The 17,663-nt window shown below is 72.5% G+C and carries 15 protein-coding genes and 1 pseudogene; 5 read left to right on the forward strand and 11 right to left on the reverse strand.

Features of this window, described 5'->3' with window-relative positions:
• Positions 1-118 precede the first annotated feature (118 nt).
• Positions 119-1,642, reverse strand: a complete 1,524-nt coding sequence (locus I2501_RS03870; RefSeq protein WP_196192396.1) for an FAD-dependent monooxygenase — start codon at positions 1,640-1,642, stop codon at positions 119-121.
• Positions 1,635-2,264: a PadR family transcriptional regulator gene (locus tag I2501_RS03875; RefSeq protein WP_196192397.1), complete on the reverse strand. Its 630-nt coding sequence runs from the start codon at positions 2,262-2,264 to the stop codon at positions 1,635-1,637. The genes I2501_RS03870 and I2501_RS03875 overlap by 8 nt, the downstream gene beginning before the upstream one ends.
• A gap of 449 nt (positions 2,265-2,713) precedes the next feature.
• Between I2501_RS03875 and I2501_RS03880 the strand changes: the two genes are divergently transcribed.
• Positions 2,714-3,445, forward strand: coding sequence for a hypothetical protein (locus I2501_RS03880; protein WP_196192398.1), 732 nt, complete (start codon positions 2,714-2,716; stop codon positions 3,443-3,445).
• A 62-nt stretch (positions 3,446-3,507) separates the two neighbouring features.
• On the opposite strand, the gene I2501_RS03885 is transcribed toward I2501_RS03880, so the two are convergent.
• The 4 genes from I2501_RS03885 to I2501_RS03900 form a co-directional block, all read right to left on the reverse strand.
• Positions 3,508-3,978, reverse strand: coding sequence for a PPOX class F420-dependent oxidoreductase (locus tag I2501_RS03885; protein ID WP_196192399.1), 471 nt, complete (start codon positions 3,976-3,978; stop codon positions 3,508-3,510).
• Entirely contained in the window at positions 3,978-5,576 is a 1,599-nt protein-coding gene (locus I2501_RS03890; protein ID WP_196192400.1) for a serine/threonine-protein kinase, read from the reverse strand. Before I2501_RS03890 ends, I2501_RS03885 begins: the two co-directional genes overlap by 1 nt.
• A 90-nt stretch (positions 5,577-5,666) precedes the next feature.
• Positions 5,667-6,917, reverse strand: a complete 1,251-nt coding sequence (locus I2501_RS03895) for a CopD family protein (RefSeq protein WP_196192401.1) — start codon at positions 6,915-6,917, stop codon at positions 5,667-5,669.
• A 122-nt stretch (positions 6,918-7,039) separates the two neighbouring features.
• Complete coding sequence (locus I2501_RS03900) at positions 7,040-7,456, reverse strand: SsgA family sporulation/cell division regulator (protein WP_196192402.1); 417 nt, start codon at positions 7,454-7,456, stop codon at positions 7,040-7,042.
• Positions 7,457-7,596: 140 nt separating this feature from the next.
• Here I2501_RS03900 and I2501_RS41055 point away from each other — a divergent pair.
• Positions 7,597-9,218: pseudogene (locus I2501_RS41055) on the forward strand (molybdopterin-dependent oxidoreductase).
• A gap of 81 nt (positions 9,219-9,299) precedes the next feature.
• Positions 9,300-9,935 carry a fasciclin domain-containing protein gene (locus tag I2501_RS03910; RefSeq protein WP_196192403.1) on the forward strand — a complete coding sequence of 212 codons (636 nt, stop codon included), beginning with the start codon at positions 9,300-9,302 and terminating at the stop codon, positions 9,933-9,935.
• 92 nt (positions 9,936-10,027) lie between these two features.
• Here the strand turns inward: I2501_RS03910 and I2501_RS03915 are convergent, their stop codons facing one another.
• The 5 genes from I2501_RS03915 to I2501_RS03935 all read right to left on the reverse strand — a co-directional run bounded on the left by I2501_RS03915 (position 10,028) and on the right by I2501_RS03935 (position 14,474).
• Positions 10,028-11,395: a cryptochrome/photolyase family protein gene (locus tag I2501_RS03915; protein ID WP_196192404.1), complete on the reverse strand. Its 1,368-nt coding sequence runs from the start codon at positions 11,393-11,395 to the stop codon at positions 10,028-10,030.
• A gap of 40 nt (positions 11,396-11,435) precedes the next feature.
• The gene (locus I2501_RS03920; protein WP_196192405.1) at positions 11,436-12,212 is read right to left on the reverse strand and encodes an anti-sigma factor; all 777 of its coding nucleotides are present in this window, start codon (positions 12,210-12,212) and stop codon (positions 11,436-11,438) included.
• Positions 12,209-12,760 carry an ECF RNA polymerase sigma factor SigK gene (gene sigK, locus I2501_RS03925; protein WP_328806248.1) on the reverse strand — a complete coding sequence of 184 codons (552 nt, stop codon included), beginning with the start codon at positions 12,758-12,760 and terminating at the stop codon, positions 12,209-12,211. The genes I2501_RS03920 and sigK overlap by 4 nt, the downstream gene beginning before the upstream one ends.
• A gap of 293 nt (positions 12,761-13,053) precedes the next feature.
• On the reverse strand, positions 13,054-13,533 hold the full coding sequence (locus I2501_RS03930; RefSeq protein WP_196192407.1) for a DinB family protein: 480 nt from the start codon (positions 13,531-13,533) through the stop codon (positions 13,054-13,056).
• Between the two features lie 68 nt (positions 13,534-13,601).
• Positions 13,602-14,474: an inositol monophosphatase family protein gene (locus tag I2501_RS03935; protein ID WP_196192408.1), complete on the reverse strand. Its 873-nt coding sequence runs from the start codon at positions 14,472-14,474 to the stop codon at positions 13,602-13,604.
• Positions 14,475-14,884: 410 nt separating this feature from the next.
• On the opposite strand from I2501_RS03935, the gene I2501_RS03940 reads away from it, so the two are divergent.
• On the forward strand, positions 14,885-16,342 hold the full coding sequence (locus tag I2501_RS03940) for a cytochrome P450 (RefSeq protein WP_328806184.1): 1,458 nt from the start codon (positions 14,885-14,887) through the stop codon (positions 16,340-16,342).
• A gap of 241 nt (positions 16,343-16,583) precedes the next feature.
• Entirely contained in the window at positions 16,584-17,648 is a 1,065-nt protein-coding gene (locus tag I2501_RS03945) for a selina-4(15),7(11)-diene synthase (protein WP_328806185.1), read from the forward strand.
• Positions 17,649-17,663: the final 15 nt, after the last annotated feature.

Here is a 17,663-nt window from a genome sequence, read left to right on the forward strand (position 1 = left end):
CGAGGACGACGAATCGCCGCCCGGTGTGATCCTCCGGGCAGCGATCCCGGTGGGCTGCGAAAGTAGTCCGTCCTGGGAGCATGGGCGCGGGTGCCTGCGGACTGCCAGTGGGCGCGGGTTACTCGACGGCCGGGGGGCCGAACCAGCACGCGAGCGACTCCCACAGCTCATGTGCCGTGGTGTCTGCGGATGCTGACGAGACGTCAATCCATGCTGCGTGCCCGTCCGGTCGGACGAGGATCGCGTGCGCACCCCCCAGGGCGTCCGGTTGGACAGGGGCGACGGTGACCCGGTCCGTCCATGGGCGGGCGGTCGCTGCGAGGGTGTGCGAGTCAGCCGTGGCGTCGACCAGCAGCACGCCGCCTGCGGTCCGGGTCAGTAGAGCCGTGACGCTGTCCTCGCCGTCCGGGCCCACGGGAAGGTCGGGCACCAGGCGGCCCGCCCACGTGTGTCCGAGGTCTCCGGAGGCGGGGTAGCGGGTGCCGACGCCGGTGATCGCCTCGGCCAACAGCCCTGCCGTGTCCCGGGATTCGGCCAGGTCGGAGAGCAGATCGCGGACGGGGGCCAGACGTTCGTCGTCCTCGTTCACCTGGGCGAGCGCCGCCTGTGCCCGCGTGTTGCGGAGGAGTCGGTGGCCAGCGGCGTGGCGCTCATCGTGATACGTGTCGAGCAGTGTGTCCGGGGCCTGCCCGCGCGCGACCAGGGCGAGCTTCCAGCCCAGATTGACGGCGTCGTCGATCGCCGCGTTGACGCCGATGGCGCCCGCCGGGGGATGGATGTGCGCGGCGTCCCCGGCGAGCAGCACCCGGCCGGCCCGGAACCGCTCAGCGAGCCGCGCCGCGTCCCCGAACCGGGTCAGCCACAGCGCCTCGGCGATCTCGGCCCGGCGGCCCAGCGCAGCATCGATCGCGTGCTGGAAGGCGGGGAGCGAGACCGGTTCGTGCGGGTCCGTGGGCGGCTCCGGATCGGCGGTGAGGAGCCGGACATAGCCGGGGCGCGGGATCGCGAACACCGAGCGGCCGGTGGGGCCGGTCTGCGGGCCGAACGGGACGGCCGACGGGTCGGCGAGCACCACGTCTCCAAGGAGGGTGAACTTCCGTGCCGGAGTGCCGGGGAAGCCGATTCCGGCCGCCCTCCGCACGGTGCTGCGTCCCCCGTCGCAGCCGACCAGCCACCGGCACCGCACGGTCGACGGGCCCTCCGGGCCGTCGACTTCGACGGTGACACCGTCAGCGTCCTGCCGCAGCCCCGTGAGGTTTCTCCCACGGGCGATTCGCGCTCCCGACTCGACGGCCCACTCGGCGAGCAGTTCTTCCACGCGGGTCTGGGGGATGCCGAGGGCGTAGGGGTGATTCGTGCGCATGGCGGCCAAGTCGAGGCGGGAGGCGCCCACGAACACCGTCGACTCGGCGGTGGGCCCCTCGGCGAGGAAGCGGGCGGCCAGGCCCCTGCGGTCGAGCAGCTCCAGGCTTCGGGCGTTCAGGTTGAAGCCGCGACAGAAGCCGGGTGGTTCGGGCTCCCGTTCCAGGACGAGTGCCCCGACCCCGGCGCGTCCCAGCTCCGCGGCGAGCGTCAGCCCGGCGGGCCCGGCACCGGCTATCAGGACGTCGACGACGTCATCCGTCGATGCGGTGTCACTCATCGTCCGACCCTTGCGACTCGTGCGGCCAGGTCAGCGTCCCGCGCTCGATCTCGTCGGCGGTGCGCTCCACCCAGGCCAGCTCGGCGTGGGCCATGGCGTCGGCGTACTCGGCCTCGATCACGAACAGGCGCGGCGCGTGGTGCTCCTCGCGGGCAGCGCGGTGGGCCTCGGCCTCCTCCGCGATCCGCTCCTTCAGCGCGGCGGCCCGCTCGCGCAGCGCGCTCGCCGCACGGACGCGGCCGAGCGCGCCGAGATACCCGACGGCGGACAGGAATCGCGGGTACTCCGGCGAGGGCTCTCGGATCAGCTCGTCGAGCCAGTCGGCGAAGCCGTCCCGCCCGGCGGAGGTGTGGCGATAGACGGTGCGGGCAGGGCGGTTGCCGACCTGCTCGATGCCGTCCGCCTCGATCCACCCGTCCCGCGCGAGCGCCCGGACCGTGTCGTAGAGCGATCCGGTCGTCAGCTTGAACGCACGCTCCATGCCTCGGTCGCGCAGCGCGCCGGCCATGGCGTGGGGGTGCATCGGCTGCTCCAGCAGCAGCCCGAGTACGGCGAGAGCAAGGGCGTTGGCGGGGCGCTTCGGGGACTTCTGGGCGGTGGTGGAGGGATGACGGGTGGGCATGGAGAACTCCCGTGCGTCGACTGCTCGGATCACTTGGGGTCGATTGCTCGGATCCGAGCATATGAGCGGGACAAGGCTCCGTGCAAGGGACGAGATCCGGAGGCATCAGCAGCGAGCGGCTCGACTTGGACTGATGTCCATCCACTGTGCAGTACGGCACCGGAACGCCTGCTTCACCGTGCAACAAGCCACTCCACAGGGGGCGTCGCCGGTCCTACATTGACGTGGGCGTGCCGATTGGGTGAGGGGCCGGGCGCTTCGGAGCAGGTCAGCCGGGGGCGTCGCCAGCGTGGCGTGGCAGGTGGGTCGAGCAGGTGGGCCGAGCGGTGTGACGGCCCGGGTGTGGTGGAGGTGTCTGTGCGGTCGCCGGTGGCGTGTGTCGCGGATGTGGTGGAGCTCGGGGCGGCGCTCTACGCCGCGAAGGTGGGCCTGCTGGAACTGGCCACCGCATGACCGGCGCGGGCGGTCCGGCGGGCGGGGGAGGCGTTGTCCCGCCGATCGGGGACACGTTGGTCACCCCGCGGCCCTTCGACGAGTACTGCGCGAGCTTCGGGCTCTCCCCGCGCGAGCTCCTGGCCGGGCCGGTGCTGGACTGCCCGGCGGGTGCGAGCGACTTCGCGGCGACCGTGCGCGGACTCGGCGGGCGGGCCGTGAGCGTCGACCCGTCCTACGCCCTCGGCCGGGAGGGCCTGGCCCGACGCTGCAAGGACGATTTGGTCCGCGTGCACGCGTGGGCACGGGGTCAGACGTGGCGGTGCCGGGTCGGCCCGGACGGCACTTGGGACCGGATCGCCGACTGGCGCGCCTCCGCCGAGAAGTTCCTCGAGGACCTCGCGCGGGACCGGGCCCGGCGGGGCGGCCGTTACGTGGCTGCGGCGCTGCCTCAACTTCCCTTCCCCGACGGTACGTTCCGCCTGGTCGTCTCCGGGTTCCTGTTGTTCAGCTACGCCGACCGCCTGGATCCGGAGTTCCATCTCGCGGCGGTGCGTGAGCTGCTGCGGGTGAGTCACGGGGAGGTGCGGCTGCATCCCCTCAACGATTACCTGGGCCACCCGTACGCCCAACTTGGCGCGCTGCTGGACCGGTTGGCGGCGGAGGGCGTCGTGGCCGAGATCAGGCCGGTGACCAGTCCCACCCTCGCCGCGGACAACCGCACGCTCGTCCTGTCCCGGCCGCGGTGACCCTGGATCGGGCCAGCCGGGCGGCGCGCGCCGGGTCAGGTGCGCCGGCCGGGTCAGCTGGCTCAGGCGAGTCGCGCGGGGAAGCCGCCGGTGGCGATCGGGCCCCAGCGGTCGGGGGTGATGCGGACGAGGGCCTTGCCCTGCTTGACCATGGCGTCGCGGTACTCCGCCCAGTCCGGGTGCTCGCCCGAGATGTTGCGGAAGTACTCGACGAAGGCGTCGAGCGCGGCCGGGCCCGCGGCTGCTTCGAGCACCTCGGCGTGACCGTCGACCTGCACCCACGCGTCGTTCCACTCGTCGGACAGCACCATGACGCTGACCTGGGGGCGGAGCCGGGCGTTGCGGGTCTTGGCGCGCTCGGGGTAGCTGGAGATGACGATCCGGCCCGCGTCGTCGACCCCGCCGGTCACGGGGGACGCCTGCGGGGTGCCGTCGGCGCGCTGGGTGATCAGGATCATCCGGTGACGGGGGCGGATGAACTCCAGCAGGCCGTCGCGCTCGACCTTCGTGTTCGACGCGATGCTTCGTGCCATCAGTTCTGCTCCTCTCGGCGGCCTTCGGCCACAGTAGTGCGTGTCGCGGCGGCGCTGCGGATGTGCGTCCAGACCAGCGTGGCGAGGGTCAGCGCGGTAGCGGCGTGGAGCAGCCACCAGCCTGGGCCGAACGTCACCGACAGTTCGGCGGCGAGGGACGCCGGCAGGGCGCGGACCAGTGCGAAGTGGTCGGGCCGCAGCTGCAGGTCCGTGACCACCAGACAGACCGGAAGGACCAGGGCACAGGCGTATCCGACGATCCGCAGGACGATGTGCGGACGGTACGGCAGGACGGCCGCGCAGACGAGCGCGGTCAGCGCAGGCAGAAGCAACAGCCAGGGCAGCAGCGCCCCGTTCGACGCGAGGGAGGGGAACCCGTCGAGTCCGAGAGCGCGGTGGACCGGGAGGCTGTTCCGGTCGAGCGCGCGCTGCATGTTGGTCAGTGACTGCGGGGTCGCGTGGGGGAGGGTGAGGCTGAGACCGGCCGCGGTGAGCGGCATGGCGATGCCGATCAGGGCCAGCACGCCGACCGGCGCGAGTACGGGCACCGCGCGCCGGAAGCGCGGCTGCGGTCCCGGCGCGGGCGTGGGCGGTGCGGATGGTGGTGTCCGCCGTGGCGGCGGGAAGGCCGCGTGGACGACGGGCCCGTCGGCGCCCGGGCGGGGGACCGAACCGGCGACCGGACCGTCGGCCGAACCGGCGAGCGGTCGGGTGGCCGGGGCCGTGGGCGGGTACGGCAGCGGCGTCCGGGCGAGCAGGGACTCGGCCTGCGGGCCGGTGAGGCGGGCTGCGGGGTCCTTCTCCAGCAGCCCGTTGATCAGCGGGGCCAGCGGACCGGCCAGTGCCGTCGGCGGAGCGTCCTCGAACAGGACCGCTGTCAGGGTGGCCACGGGGGTGTCCCGCCGGAACGGCAGTCGGCCTTCCACGGCCTGGTAGAGCGTGGCTCCGAGCGAGAACAGGTCACCGGCCGGGGCAGCCGGGGAACCGTGGGCGCGCTCGGGCGCGAGGTAGTCCACGGAGCCGATGAACACGCCGGAGGCGGTCAGCGCCGTCTGGTCCTGCTGCACCGCGATCCCGAAGTCGGCCAACAGCACCTGGCCGTCGTCGGCCAGCAGGATGTTCGCCGGCTTCACGTCGCGGTGGACGATCCCGGCCGCGTGCGCCGCGCCGAGCGCGGCGAGAACGGCCTGGGCGACGCGCGCCACGTCGGCGGCCGGGAGCGGGCCCTCCGCCGCGATCCGGTCCTCCAGCGAACGACCGACGATCAACTGCATCACGGTCCACGGCACGCCGGAGTCCACGACGACGTCATGGACTCCGGCGACGTTCGGATGGTCCCGCAACCGGGCCGCGTGCCGGGCCTCGCGCTGGGCGCGGAGCACTCGCTCGCTGTGCTCCTCCGGCGAGGCCGCGGACGGAAGTTGGACCTCCTTGACGGCCACGTCGACGCCGAGCACCTCGTCGTGGGCCAGCCACACGCTGCCGAAGCCGCCGCTGCCCAGCCGCCTCTGGAGCCGGTACCGTCCACCGACCAGCCGCCCCGGTCGGCCTGCGCCGGTGTCCCCGACGACCCCGACGTCGTTGCCTTCCTCCGACACGCTCTGCCCCCGTCCCTGTCCCAACTGCGTTTCGCCACCGCAGTGTTCCAGATCCACGCGCGCGTCAGGGCCGCATCGGCGCCGGATGCCTCAGCAGCGCGCTCCGGCAGTGGCTGCTTCGGCGGCGACGGAGCGGCGACGGGCGAGGCGGCCCGAGCAGCGGTAGCCGACGAGCATGACGGCGATGACCGCCGCCGTCTCCGCGCTGCCGTAGGCCCAGGTCGAGGCGCTCGCCTGCTTGGGCGGCAGCTTCGGCGGCGGTGCGTCGCCGACGGCCGACTGCCCGGTCTGCTCGCTCTGCTGCGCCTGATAGGCCTGGTAGGCCTGGTTGCGGGCGGAGCCGTGCAGGAACGGTGCGACGAACAGCACCAGCAGGACCAGTGCGACCTCGGCCGCGACGACCACCGGGAAACGCCGCAGGGCGATTCCGGCGGCACGTCCGGCCTCACCGTCGGTGCGCAGCGCATCGATCCGGGGGTGCAGCCAGAACTGGTTGAACGCGCCCAGCAGGAGCACCGCGCCGAATATCAGGATCTTCACGCCGAGCACGCGCCCGTACATGGTGCTGAACAACTGGCCCGGTCCGTCGACGTGCTCCCAGTACAGGAACAGTCCGGACAGGGTGATCGCCGCGACGCAGGCCATGGCCGCCAGGGAGAAGCGGCGGACGGCCGGTGCCCAGAAGGCGGCGCGGTCGGCGGGCACCACCGCGCCGGGCAGGGCGAGCAGCAGCAGGCCGACGAGTCCGCCCAGCCAGACCGCTGCGCCGAAGAGGTGTGCCATCCAGACGACCGTCTCGAAGACGGTGCGCCCCAGGCCGTTCCGGACCTGGGTCGGGAACCTGGCGCTGCCCAGGGCGATCAGACCGGCCGTCAGACCCGACCACAGCAGCGCGCCGTGGACGCGTGCGGCGGGCGCGCGGCGCCTTGCCACGGGGACGAGCAGCGCGGCACCGAGCAGCGGCAGGGTCACCTGGAGGCCGGAGAGCAGCCCAGCGGCGGTGCCGTCGAAGAGCCCGGCCCAGGCGGCGTTGTAGTCGTAGCCTCCGCCCGGTGCGCCGGCGGCGTCGTGCGCCAGGGCGGCCAGCGAGGCCGGGCCCGCGAGCACTCCGGCCGCGACGGCTGCGGCGGTCAGCCGGGTGCGGACCTCAGCATGGGTGGCCGCTCCGACCCGCCGGGAGGGGCCCGCCACCAGCAGGGCGAGCACGACCAGTCCGACGAAGGCCATCGCCGTGGTCCAACTCGCCCAGGCCAGCGCGCTGTCCAGGAACGGTCCCAGCGGCGTGGACGGCGGCGGTGCCGCGGTCGGGAGCGACTGCGGCAGCGGGTCGGACAAGGGCATGGCGAACCATCCTTCGCGGGCGAGGGCAGGCAATGACGCGGCGTTATTAGGTAAGCCTTACCTAACCTCACGGGAGGAGTGGTGCGCAAACGAGGGTGGCTGCTGCGGGTGGCCACGGGCGGTCACGAATCGAGGAGCGCCTGCCAGTCGATGGTGCTGTCCTCCGTGCCGTACGGGACCAGGTCCGACGTCGCGTCCAGGAACCCACGGACGTCCGGGAAGGCCATGATCAGCATGACCGGTTCGGCCGGGCCGCCCGCCGCAACGCCCAGCTCCAGCAGGAGCCAGTCCTCGGTGATCGGCCGGACTCTGATGTCGCCGTCGCCGACAGCATGGGTCAGTCCCTCGCGGAGCAGGTCGCGGGCGAGCAGCCAGGATCCTGCTTCGAGGCACGGGTGCTGACGCTTCGTCATCAGCCGGATCCCGACCGCGTACGCGTCGGCGGCGTCGTAACGCAGCTCGATCCGGGCCGGCATGCAGTGGCCGGAGACGATCACGCCGGTCAGGTCCCGCCGCACCTCGATGAATTCGCTGTTCATGATCACCCCTTGGTCGCCGTCGTCCCTGCCTGTGGCCTCCCCTGGGTCGACCGGTATTCGGAGCAGTCGGTGGGAGCGGTTGGGTCCGGTCGGTGCCTCTGGAGCGGAGGACGACCCGTCCGGATCGGCGGCAGCCTCGAATGCCGGGTGTGAACAGACTTCGAACGGTCTGGACGGGCACCCTGGCCGGCCTGGTGTCGGCCGGGGCGGCGATCGCGGCCGGTGACCTGGTGGCCGCGTTCACCGGCCCGGCCGGTGCGCCAGTGCTGGCCGTGGGGTCCGCCGCGATCGACCTGACGCCCACCGCCCTGAAGGACTGGGCGGTCGCGCACTTCGGCACGCACGACAAGACGGTGCTGCTGTCCGGCATCTACGGGACCATGCTGGTCCTGGCGATCGTCGCCGGGATGCTGGCCGTACGCGTGCTCTGGGCGGGCCTGGTGGTCTTCGTGCTGTTCGCCGCTGTCGGCGTATGGGCGGCGACCTCCCGCCAGGAGTCGCTGCTCCCGGCGCTGGCCGCCGGTCTGGTCGGGTGCGCGGTCCTGTTCCTCGTCGCGCGTCGTGCGCATCCCACCGACGCGCGACGAGAGGTGCGACCTGACGCACGTACCGAGGCACGTACCGACGCACGCACGGACGCGCATGCGGACGCGCGTCCCGATGCTCGTCCCGAGGGCGGGGCCGCCCGAGGGATGGGCAGGCGTGGGTTTCTGCTGACGGCTGCGGCCGTCGCGGTTGCAGCGACCCTCGCGGAGACCGGTGCGCGGGCCCTGACCGCCGCCCGCTACAACGTGGCCAAGGCCCGTGCCGCGCTGCGGCTTCCGGCCCCACTACGGCCGCTGGCGCCGATCCCCGCGTCCGCGCATCCGGACGTCGCCGGGCTGTCGGCGTTCACGACGCCCGTCGGGAACTTCTATCGGGTCGACATCGTCTGACTCTCCCTCAGATCACGCCCTCGTCCTGGCGGTTGCGGATCCACGGGATGGTCGACCATCCGGTCGAGCTGTCCTTCGACGACCTGATCCACCGGCCGCTCACGGAGCTCGACTACACGCTGTCGTGCGTCTCCAACGAGGTCGGCGGCCCGTACGTGAGCACGGCCCGCTGGCTCGGCGCGTCCCTGCCGGACCTGCTGCGACAGGTCGGGCTCCAGTCGGGCGCACAGCAGTTGGTGGGCCGCTCGCCGGACGGAATGACCATCGGCACGCCGCTGGACCTGCTGATGGACGGTCGACACGCGATGCTGGCCGTCGGCATGAACGGTGAGCCGCTGCCGGTGGAGCACGGGTTTCCGTGCCGCTCGCTGTGCCCGGGACTGTTCGGCTACACCTCGGCCACGAAGTGGGTGGTCGACCTGGAGGCGACGACGTTCGCCGGATACGACCCCTACTGGGTGCATCGCGGGTGGGACCGCACCGGACTGGTGCGGACGGCCTCGCGGATCGAGGTCCCCGCGCCGCTGTCCCGGGTGCCCGCCGGGGCGGTGACGGTGGCGGGGACGGCGTGGGCCACACACCGCGGCATCGCCGCGGTCGAGGTCCGCGTCGACGGCGGCCCCTGGCAGCAGGCCCGGCTCGCCACCGACGCGGGGATGGACCTGTGGCGGCAGTGGACCTGGACCTGGAACGCCGACTCGCCTGGTCTCCACACGCTCGAAGCGCGGGCGACCGACGCCACCGGAGCGGTCCAGCCCGAGTCCCGCACCCCGCCCTTCCCGTCCGGCGCGACGGGCTGGCACAGCGTGGTGGTCACCGTGGCCTGACGCATCGATGGCCGACGACTCACCACTCACGACGTACGACATCGACGACAAGACAACGACAAGACAAGGAAGTGATCCGAGATGGCCCTGACCTCCAAGCACACCGTGCTCGCCGCCGCGGCGGCAGCCGCACTGGCAGCGACCCTTTCCGCCTGCAGCAGTGGCATCAGCAGTGCCGCAGGCAGTCCCGCGCCCGTCAGCGCCTCGGCCCCCGCCAGTCCCGCCTCCGGCTCGGGCTTGGGGATGCAGCCGTTCGGCAGCGGCTGCTCCGCCGTACCGACCAGTGGCGCGGGCAGCTTCTCCGGGATGGCACAGGACCCGGTGGCCACCGCCGCCTCGCACAACCCGGCCCTGTCCACCCTGGTCACCGCCGTGGAGAAGGCCGGGCTGGTCGACACACTCAACTCGGCCCAGAACATCACCGTGTTCGCCCCGGCCAACTCCGCCTTCGCGAAGATCCCCACGGCCACCCTCAACTCCGTCCTGAACAACAAGGCGGAGCTCACCAAGATCCTCAGCTACCACGTGGTCCCCGGCCAGCTCAGCCCCACCCAGCTGGCGGGCACTCACAAGACCCTGGAGGGCAGCAACCTGACCGTCACCGGCTCGGGTGAGAAGTTCACCGTCAACGGCACCTCAATGGTCGTCTGCGGCGACGTGCACACCGCCAACGCGACGGTCTACATCGTCGACACGGTGCTCATGCCGAAGTCCTGACGCCCGCCCGTGAACCGACGGTGTCCGCCCTCGCAGGTATGCGGGGGCGGACACCGACGGTCCACGGCGTGGCAGCGGCCGTTGGACTCGGCTCAGTCCAGGCCGCGCCTGGCGCGGAACCGGGCCGACGCCGCGTCGAGCGCCACCAGCGGGTCCGGGTACCCGAGTTCGGCGTGCAGGGCGGCGGGCAGCTTCCAGGGCTCGTGGATCGCCGGAGCGGACAGCCGTGCCAGCTCCGGGACCCAGCGCCGTACGTAGGCGCCGTCGGTGTCGTAGCGCTTGGCCTGGGCGACCGGGTTGAGCACGCGGTTGGGGCGGGTGTCGGTGCCCGTGCCCGCGACCCACTGCCAGTTCAGCTGGTTGTTCGCCACGTCCGCGTCGACCAGCAGCGACAGGAAGTGCGCCGCGCCCTCACGCCAGTCGATCCCGAGCGTCTTGCACAGGAAACTCGCCGTCACCATCCGGGCCCGGTTGTGCATCCAGCCCTGCGCACGCAGCTGCCGCATGCCCGCGTCCACGAGCGGATATCCGGTGCGCCCGTCCTGCCAGGCCTTCAGCTCGTCTGGCGCCTCGCGCCAGTGGTCGCCGCGCGGCCGGTAGTCGTGGCGCGCGGCGTCCGGGCGTGCGGCGAGGACCTGGTGGTGGAAGTCGCGCCAGGCCAGCTGGCGCTCGAACGCCTGCGCGCCCGCAGTGCCGGAGGCGCGGGCGTGGTGGACGAGTTCGGTGGCGGAGAGGCAGCCGAAGTGCAGGTAGGGGGAGAGACGGGAGGTCAGGTCGTCTGCCAGCGCGTCGTGTTCGTCCGCGTAGGCGTCCAGGTGGCCGGTCAGCCAGTCCTGCATGCGTCGGCGCGCTTCGGTCTCCCCGCCGGGCGCGAGCTGCGGGGAGAGCAGATCCGCGTCGGGACGCGGCGGCAGCGGATCCGAGACGGGCGCCGCCGGGGTGCGCAGGCGCGGCGGGGGCGGCAGCGGACGCCGCAACGGCACGCCGGACCAACGTCGCAGGTACGGCGTGAAGACGGCGTAGTGGTCCGACCCTGCGGGGACGGCGGCTCCGGGCGCGACGGCGGTGATCACCGCCTCGTGCGTCACGAGCCGCACCCCCAGCGGCGCGAGCGCGGCCAGCAGGGACGCCTCGCGGGCGCGCGCGAACGCGCTGTGGTCGGCCGCCATGTGCACCTCGGTGGCTCCGGTGTCGGCCGCCAGCGCGGCCACTTCGGCCGGGACCGCGCCGTGCCGGACCAGCAGGCGGCTGCCACGTGCGCGCAGTTCCCGGTCCAGGTCGGCGAGGCAGTCGTGCAGGAAGGCGAGCCGGTTCGGCGCGGCGAACCCGGCGGCCGTGACCGCCGGGTCGCTCACGAAGACCGGCAGGACCTCGTCACGTCCCGCAGCCGACGCGGCGTGCAGGACGGGCTGGTCCGCCAGCCGCAGATCACGGGTGAACAGGCAGATACGAACCGTCATACGAACCGTCATACCTCGGTGCTTTCCTCGACCTTCGACGTCAGTGGGCGGAGAACGCCATCAGCGCGACCGGGGCGCTGGTGGGGTGGAGGGATCCGCCGGCGGGTTCGACGGTGATGCCCATGCCCTCGGCCGGTCCGATGACGCCCTTGAGCAGGACGGTCTGGTCCGCGGCGCCGGGGGCGACCAGACCGGCGGGCCGCATGACCCCCGCGTCGTCGAACCACAGCTGGTACGTCATGCCGTCGGACAGCGCGGGCAGGCCGGGCGTGAGGAAGACGGCCCGGTTCTCGGCCTGGGAGGTGACGACGGTCGCGTGGGCGCCCTGGCCCGCGCCGCCGACGGTGCCGACGACGGTGTGCGCGTCGGGCGCGGAGAGGACGGCGGCGATCTGCGCGGCCTGCGCCTCGGCCTGCTGGGTCTGCTGGTGCGAGTCCTGGGCGCGGGTGTACTGCCAGGCAGCCACCCCGCCCAGACCGACGGCGGCCACGATGCTGGCCGCCAACGCGAACGCGGCGCCTCGGCGTGCGGTCGTGCGGGAGCGGTGTGCCCTGGGGGCGGGCAGGTCGACCTTGGGCGCGTCCTGCCGGACCTCGGTGATGCGCTGCATCACCCGCTGCTTCATCGCTTTCGTCGCCCCGGCGGGAGGCTCCGCGGCGGCCATGGCCAGCCGAGCGGTGGTCGCGAGGAACTCGCCCACCTCCACCGCGCACGCCTCGCAGTCGGCCAGGTGCTCCTCGAACTCGGCGCGCTCGTCGTCGTCCAGCGCGCCGAGCGCGTACGCCCCGGCGAGCATGTGCAGATCCGCGCCGGTCATGCCGTCACCCCCAGGCAGTCGCGCATCCGGATGAGTCCGTCGCGCATCCTCGCCTTGACCGTGCCCAGCGGCACGGCCAGCAGTTCGGCGACCTCCCGGTAGCTGAGGCCGCGGTAGTAGGCCAGTACCACCGACTCGCGTTGCAACTGCGTCAGCGCCTGCAGGCAGCGGCGCACGTGCTCGCGCTCCAGGCGGTGGTCGACGGCCTCGGCGACCTCGTCGTAGGCGGGGGTGCGGTCCAGCAGTGCCGCCTTGTGCTCGCGGTCGGTGGCGGCCTGCGCGCTGCGGACCCGGTCCACGGCCCGCCGGTGCGCGATGGTCAGCACCCAGGCGAACGCGCCGCCCCGGTCCGGCCGGAACCGTGCCGCGGTGCGCCAGACCTCCACCAGCACCTCCTGGGCGACCTCCTCGGACTGCGCCGGGTCGCGCACGACGCTGCGCACGATGCCGAGCACCGGCGCGGCGATGCGCTCGTAGAGCGCGGCGAACGCGTCCTGGTCGCCCTTGGCGACCAGGAGCAGCAGGTCCTCGGGGCGCTGCCCCGGCACCGCCGGGGTGCCGAGGAACGCCGGCTCCCCGCCGTCACCTCTTCTGACACTGTGCGGTCCGTCCACGGCGCTCCCACGTCCCTTGCTTCCGCTGCCTGCGGTACCTGCGGTGCCTGCGGGCAGAGCCCTGCATGCGGGCCCGCATCCACTCTCTCTGTTCCGCATTCGTGGCTACGCGGCATGCGGACGGGTCCGGGCCGAAAAAACCTTCCGCCTCACCCGTCCGGGTGCATCCGGGGAGTCCACGCGACTTTGGACCTGCTGGCGGGCTGCTTGGGACGTGGCCTCGGAACTCAGTCGGCCAGGAGCTGTTCCCGCAGGATGTCGGCGTGTCCGCAGTGGTGGGCCAGCTCCCGCAGCACCTGCAGGTACACCCAGCGGAGCGTGCGCGGTCCGGTGCGGTGGCCGGTCACGACGGTGTCGAGCGGCATGGCCGCAGTGTCAGTCCGGGCTGTGGCGCAGGCTGCCCGGTGGGCTGCCGTGACCGTGGCGATCGTGTCCTGGTCGGAGAGCTGGAACGATTGGTCCGGGCTCTGTGCGAGGCCGAGTTCGCCGCGCGGCGTGCCGCCGACGCACTCCTCGAACCACACCCGCTGCATCCAGGTGACGTGCTTGAGCAGCCCGAGCAGCGTCGTCGCCGACGGGACGAGCCGACGGCGGACCTGCTCCTCGGTGAGGGAGTGGAGCGTCGCCTCGATGGCGCTGCGGTACTCCTCGACGAAGGCGTCGAGTTGGGTGCGCTCGTCGTCGAGCGGTACATCGAACGAACCCATCAGATCTCCCGTCTCTCTCCCGACACGTCCCAAGTCGTGGGCCGGCGGCCACAGTAACCCGTGCGGCGTCACCGACCGCAGTTCGTGACGTCGATGATCTGCGGCTGGAGGGCGGGGTTGGCGAACAGCGCGGATGCGGTGGTGTCGGTGGACGCGGCGGTGGTGAGCGCGGCGTACGCGCCCCCTGCTTCCTCGATGATGGGAACGAGGGCCGCGATGTCCCAGGGGCCGGCCCCGAGCAGGAGGAAGGCGTCGAGTTGTCCGGTGGCGACCAGCAGCGCGCCGTGGCAGGTGCCGGTGCCGGTGCCGGTGGAGGGCTTGAGGACGGGGCCGGGCGAACGTGCGGTGTCGGTCCAGTCCGCGTCCGGCCTGGTGGTGCGGGCAGCGGCGGCCAGGCGGGCGGCGACGGCCCGATCGGCGGGGCTCAGGCGTGCGGGCGGAGGCCAGATGCCGACGTCGGCGTCACCGAGGCTGTCGGCGCCGGTGATGGTCACGCGCTGGACGGGTGCGGAGCCGGCGGGGCCGGTGGCCTGTGTCCACGCGCCGGTTCCCCGTGCTGCCCACCAACGTCGGCCGAGGGCCGGGGCGGTGACCAATCCCAGTACGACGGTGTCGTCGGCTTCGAGCGCGATCAGCGTGCTCCATTCCGGCTGGCCCGCCAGGAAGCTGGCGGTGCCGTCGATGGCGTCGACGACCCAGCGACGCCGTCGTCCGCGTCCGGTGGATCCGAACTCCTCGCCGAGCACGCCGTCGGCGGGGTGCTCCCGCTGGATCGCGCTGCGAAGAGTGCGTTCGATCTGCTCGTCGGCGAGACTGACGGGGCTGCCGTCGCTCTTCGCACGCCACGCCGTGCCCGCGGAGGCGAAGTGCCGCAGTGCGATCGCGTCCGCCGCATCGGCCAGCCGGTGGGCGAACGCGAGGTCGTCGTGGGTCCAGGCCATGCCGCCAGCTTGCCGCGCTCGGGGCCGTAACCCCAGTGGCTGACATAGGGACCTGACATCTGGCACCTGCCGATTGGCCCCCAACACTTGGCGATGCGTCGGCGGGGCAGTGTAGCGGTGACCCGCCCGGCAGGGGAGAAGTATCCCCTTCTGCCTGAACTGGCCCTGATCTCCGCGAAGTTCACCTCTCGGCGTGGCTATGCTGTGCCGCGGATGAGCGGGGTGCGGTCCTGTCCGGGGCCGGCTCGGCCCTGCGGGGACAGCGTTGCCTCGTTCGCTCACCGGTGCGTCACGGCAAGGCGTTTCGGCTGCCGGATGGTGCTTCCCGCTCCACGGCCCCCTTTGCTCCTGTTCGCGGCGACCCGGACGTCGCCGTCAGGCGACACACGATTCGCCGACCAGGAGGAAATGTGACGTCTCCCGCGGACTCGTCTTCTGCCCCCGCCTTCGCGCCACGGGGCTGTCCGGCCCACGCAGGCGGCAGCCAGTCCGTCCCCATGTACGGAGCCGAGGTCGAGGCCGATGCGCGCGGGTTCTACGAGAGGATGCGCCGGGAACACGGCCCGGTCGCACCCGTTCTGCTGCCTGGCGACATCCCGGCCTGGCTGGTGACCGGCCACTCCGAGATCCTGGAGGTGGTCCGCACCCCCTCGAAGTACTCGCGGGACTCGCGCCGTTGGAACGCCTTCCAGCAGGGCCTGGTCGCGCCGGACTCCCCGCTGATGCCGATGCTGGCCTGGCAGCCGTTGTGCGTCTTCGCCGACGGCGGCGACCACCAGCGGCTGCGCGGTGCGGTCACCCGCGGTCTGGACCGGTTCGACCGCCGGGGCGTGCGCCGCTACGTGACCCGCTACGCGGACCAACTCGTCGACGGCTTCTGCCAGAAGGGCGAGGCGGACCTGATCGGCCAGTTCTCCGAGCACCTGCCCATGCTGGTGATGACACAGCTGTTCGGCATGCCCGACGAGGCGGGTCCGCAGCTGGTCAACGCCCTGCGGGACCTGATGAAGGGCACCGAGACGGCGCTGGCCAGCAACGCCTACGTGGTCGAGGTGCTGTCCAAGCTCGTCGCCGACCGACGTCGGACGCCGCGTCAGGACCTGCCGTCCTGGCTGCTGTTGGACGAGGCGGAGCTCACCGACGAGGAGGTGGTCGAGCACCTGCGGCTGATCCTGGTCGCGGCCAACGAGACCACCGTCAACCTGATCGCCAACGTGCTGCGTGTGGTGCTCACCGACCCCGCGTTCCGGCGGAGCCTGGCCGGGGGGCAGCTGCAGCTGCCCGACGCGTTGGAGATGGTGCTGTGGGACGACCCGCCGCTCGCCGTCGTCCCCGGCCGCTGGGCTGTCAACCCGACCCGGCTGGGGGAGGTGGACATCCACGAGGGTGACCTGTTGATGCTCGCCCTCGGCGCGGGCAACGTCGACCCCCGGGTGCGTCCCGACGTGACCGCGTCCGTGGCGGGCAACCGTGCCCACCTCGCGTTCAGCGGCGGCCCGCACGAGTGCCCCGGCGCGGACGTGGGGCGCGCGATCGCGGAGACGGGGATCGACGTCCTCCTCGCGCGCCTGCCCGACCTTCAACTTTCGGTCCCCGAGGGAGAGTTGCGCTGGACCTCCTCGTGGCTCGCCCGGCACCTGGCCGAGCTGCCGGTCGATTTCACGCCGGTCCTGCCCAAGCCCGCACCGGCGGCGGCCACGCCGTCGGCGTACCCGCAGAGCCCGCAGCAGGCGCCCGCTACGCCGTACCCCGCGTACGACCCCGCGTCTGCGCCGTTCTCCTCCGGTGCCGTGTCCGCGCCCGCTGTCGGAGGACCGACGCGCCGCGTTCCGTGGTGGCGTCGACTGCTGTCCCTTCTGCAGCGCTGACCGACCACAAAGCGATCGAATCCGGCCGGTCACGTTCATGCCGGAACGTATTGGTATAGGACTCTGTCAATTACCACTGCTGTCAAGAGGGGTCATCGCGTCAACTTGCGGTGACTCCTCTTTGGCGCTCCTTCGCGAAGGCGGAGGATGGGCGCACTGCTGAGCGCATGATCCGCTCAGGCCTGCCGCGGAGGCAGGCATGTGCGCGGCCTCGCCGGCCGCCTCCGATCGAGGTGATGACGTGCAGGTCCCCGCGCTCTACTCGCCCTACGCCCCGGCACTTCACCCTCAACACGCCCGCATCGACCAGCGCACCGCGCAGTGGGCGGTCCACTACCGCATCGGGTCACCCGGGCTGAGGACCGCGCTGATCGACTCGAACATCGGCACGTTCGCCGCCCGGATCCTCCCCGACGGTCGTGAGGACGTCGCCCAACTCCTCGCGGACTTCGTCCTGTGGCTGTTCGGCGTCGACGACGGTCACTGCGAGGACGGCACCCTCGGGATGCGTCCCGGCGCCCTGGCCGGCGAGCTCAGCCGACTGCTGCGCGTGGCGCAGAACCCCGAGACGCCGATGCCCGGCGCACTCGCCGACGGCCTGCGCGACCTGGCCCGCCGCTTCACGGCGCTCGGCGGCACGCCCGCCCAGAAGACGCGCTGGGTCGACTCCCTGCGCGAGTACTACCTCTCCGTCGTCTGGGAGGCCGAGTACCGCTCCGCCGGGACCGTCCCCACCCTGGCGGACTACACGCTCATGCGCCTCTACGACGGCGCGACCTCGGTGGTCCTGCCGCTGCTGGAACTCGGGCACGGCGACGAACTCGACCCGGACGTGCGCGACGACAGACAGGTGCGGGCCGTCGCCGAGATGGCCTTCTTCGTCATCTGCTGGGACAACGACCTGCTCTCCTACGACAAGGAGACCCGGTCGGGCCACTGGGTCCTCAACGTGATCACCATCCTCCAGCGCCAGTTGGGCTGCTCCCGCGAGCAGGCCCTGGCCCTTGCCGTCGACCAGCGGGACCGGGTGCTGCACCTGTTCGCCCTCGCCACCGACGCGCTGCGCAGCACCGCCGGACCCGCCCTGCGCCGCTACCTGGACGGACTGGCCGCCTTCGTCCGCGGCGCCCAGGACTGGGGCATCACCTCCGCCCGCTACGCGGCCGGGTCGGTCACCTTCACCCCCAGGCTCGAACACCCCAGCCTCGAACCGCTCGACATACCCGTCGTCGCCTGGTGGTGGGACCTGGTGGACGAACTCGCCCTCGCCGAGCCCGCCGCCGCCCTGCACTCCGTGACGGCCTGAAAGCGAGGGACCGAG

This window comes from Streptacidiphilus fuscans, assembly GCF_015690355.1.
Lineage (GTDB): Bacteria > Actinomycetota > Actinomycetes > Streptomycetales > Streptomycetaceae > Streptacidiphilus > Streptacidiphilus fuscans.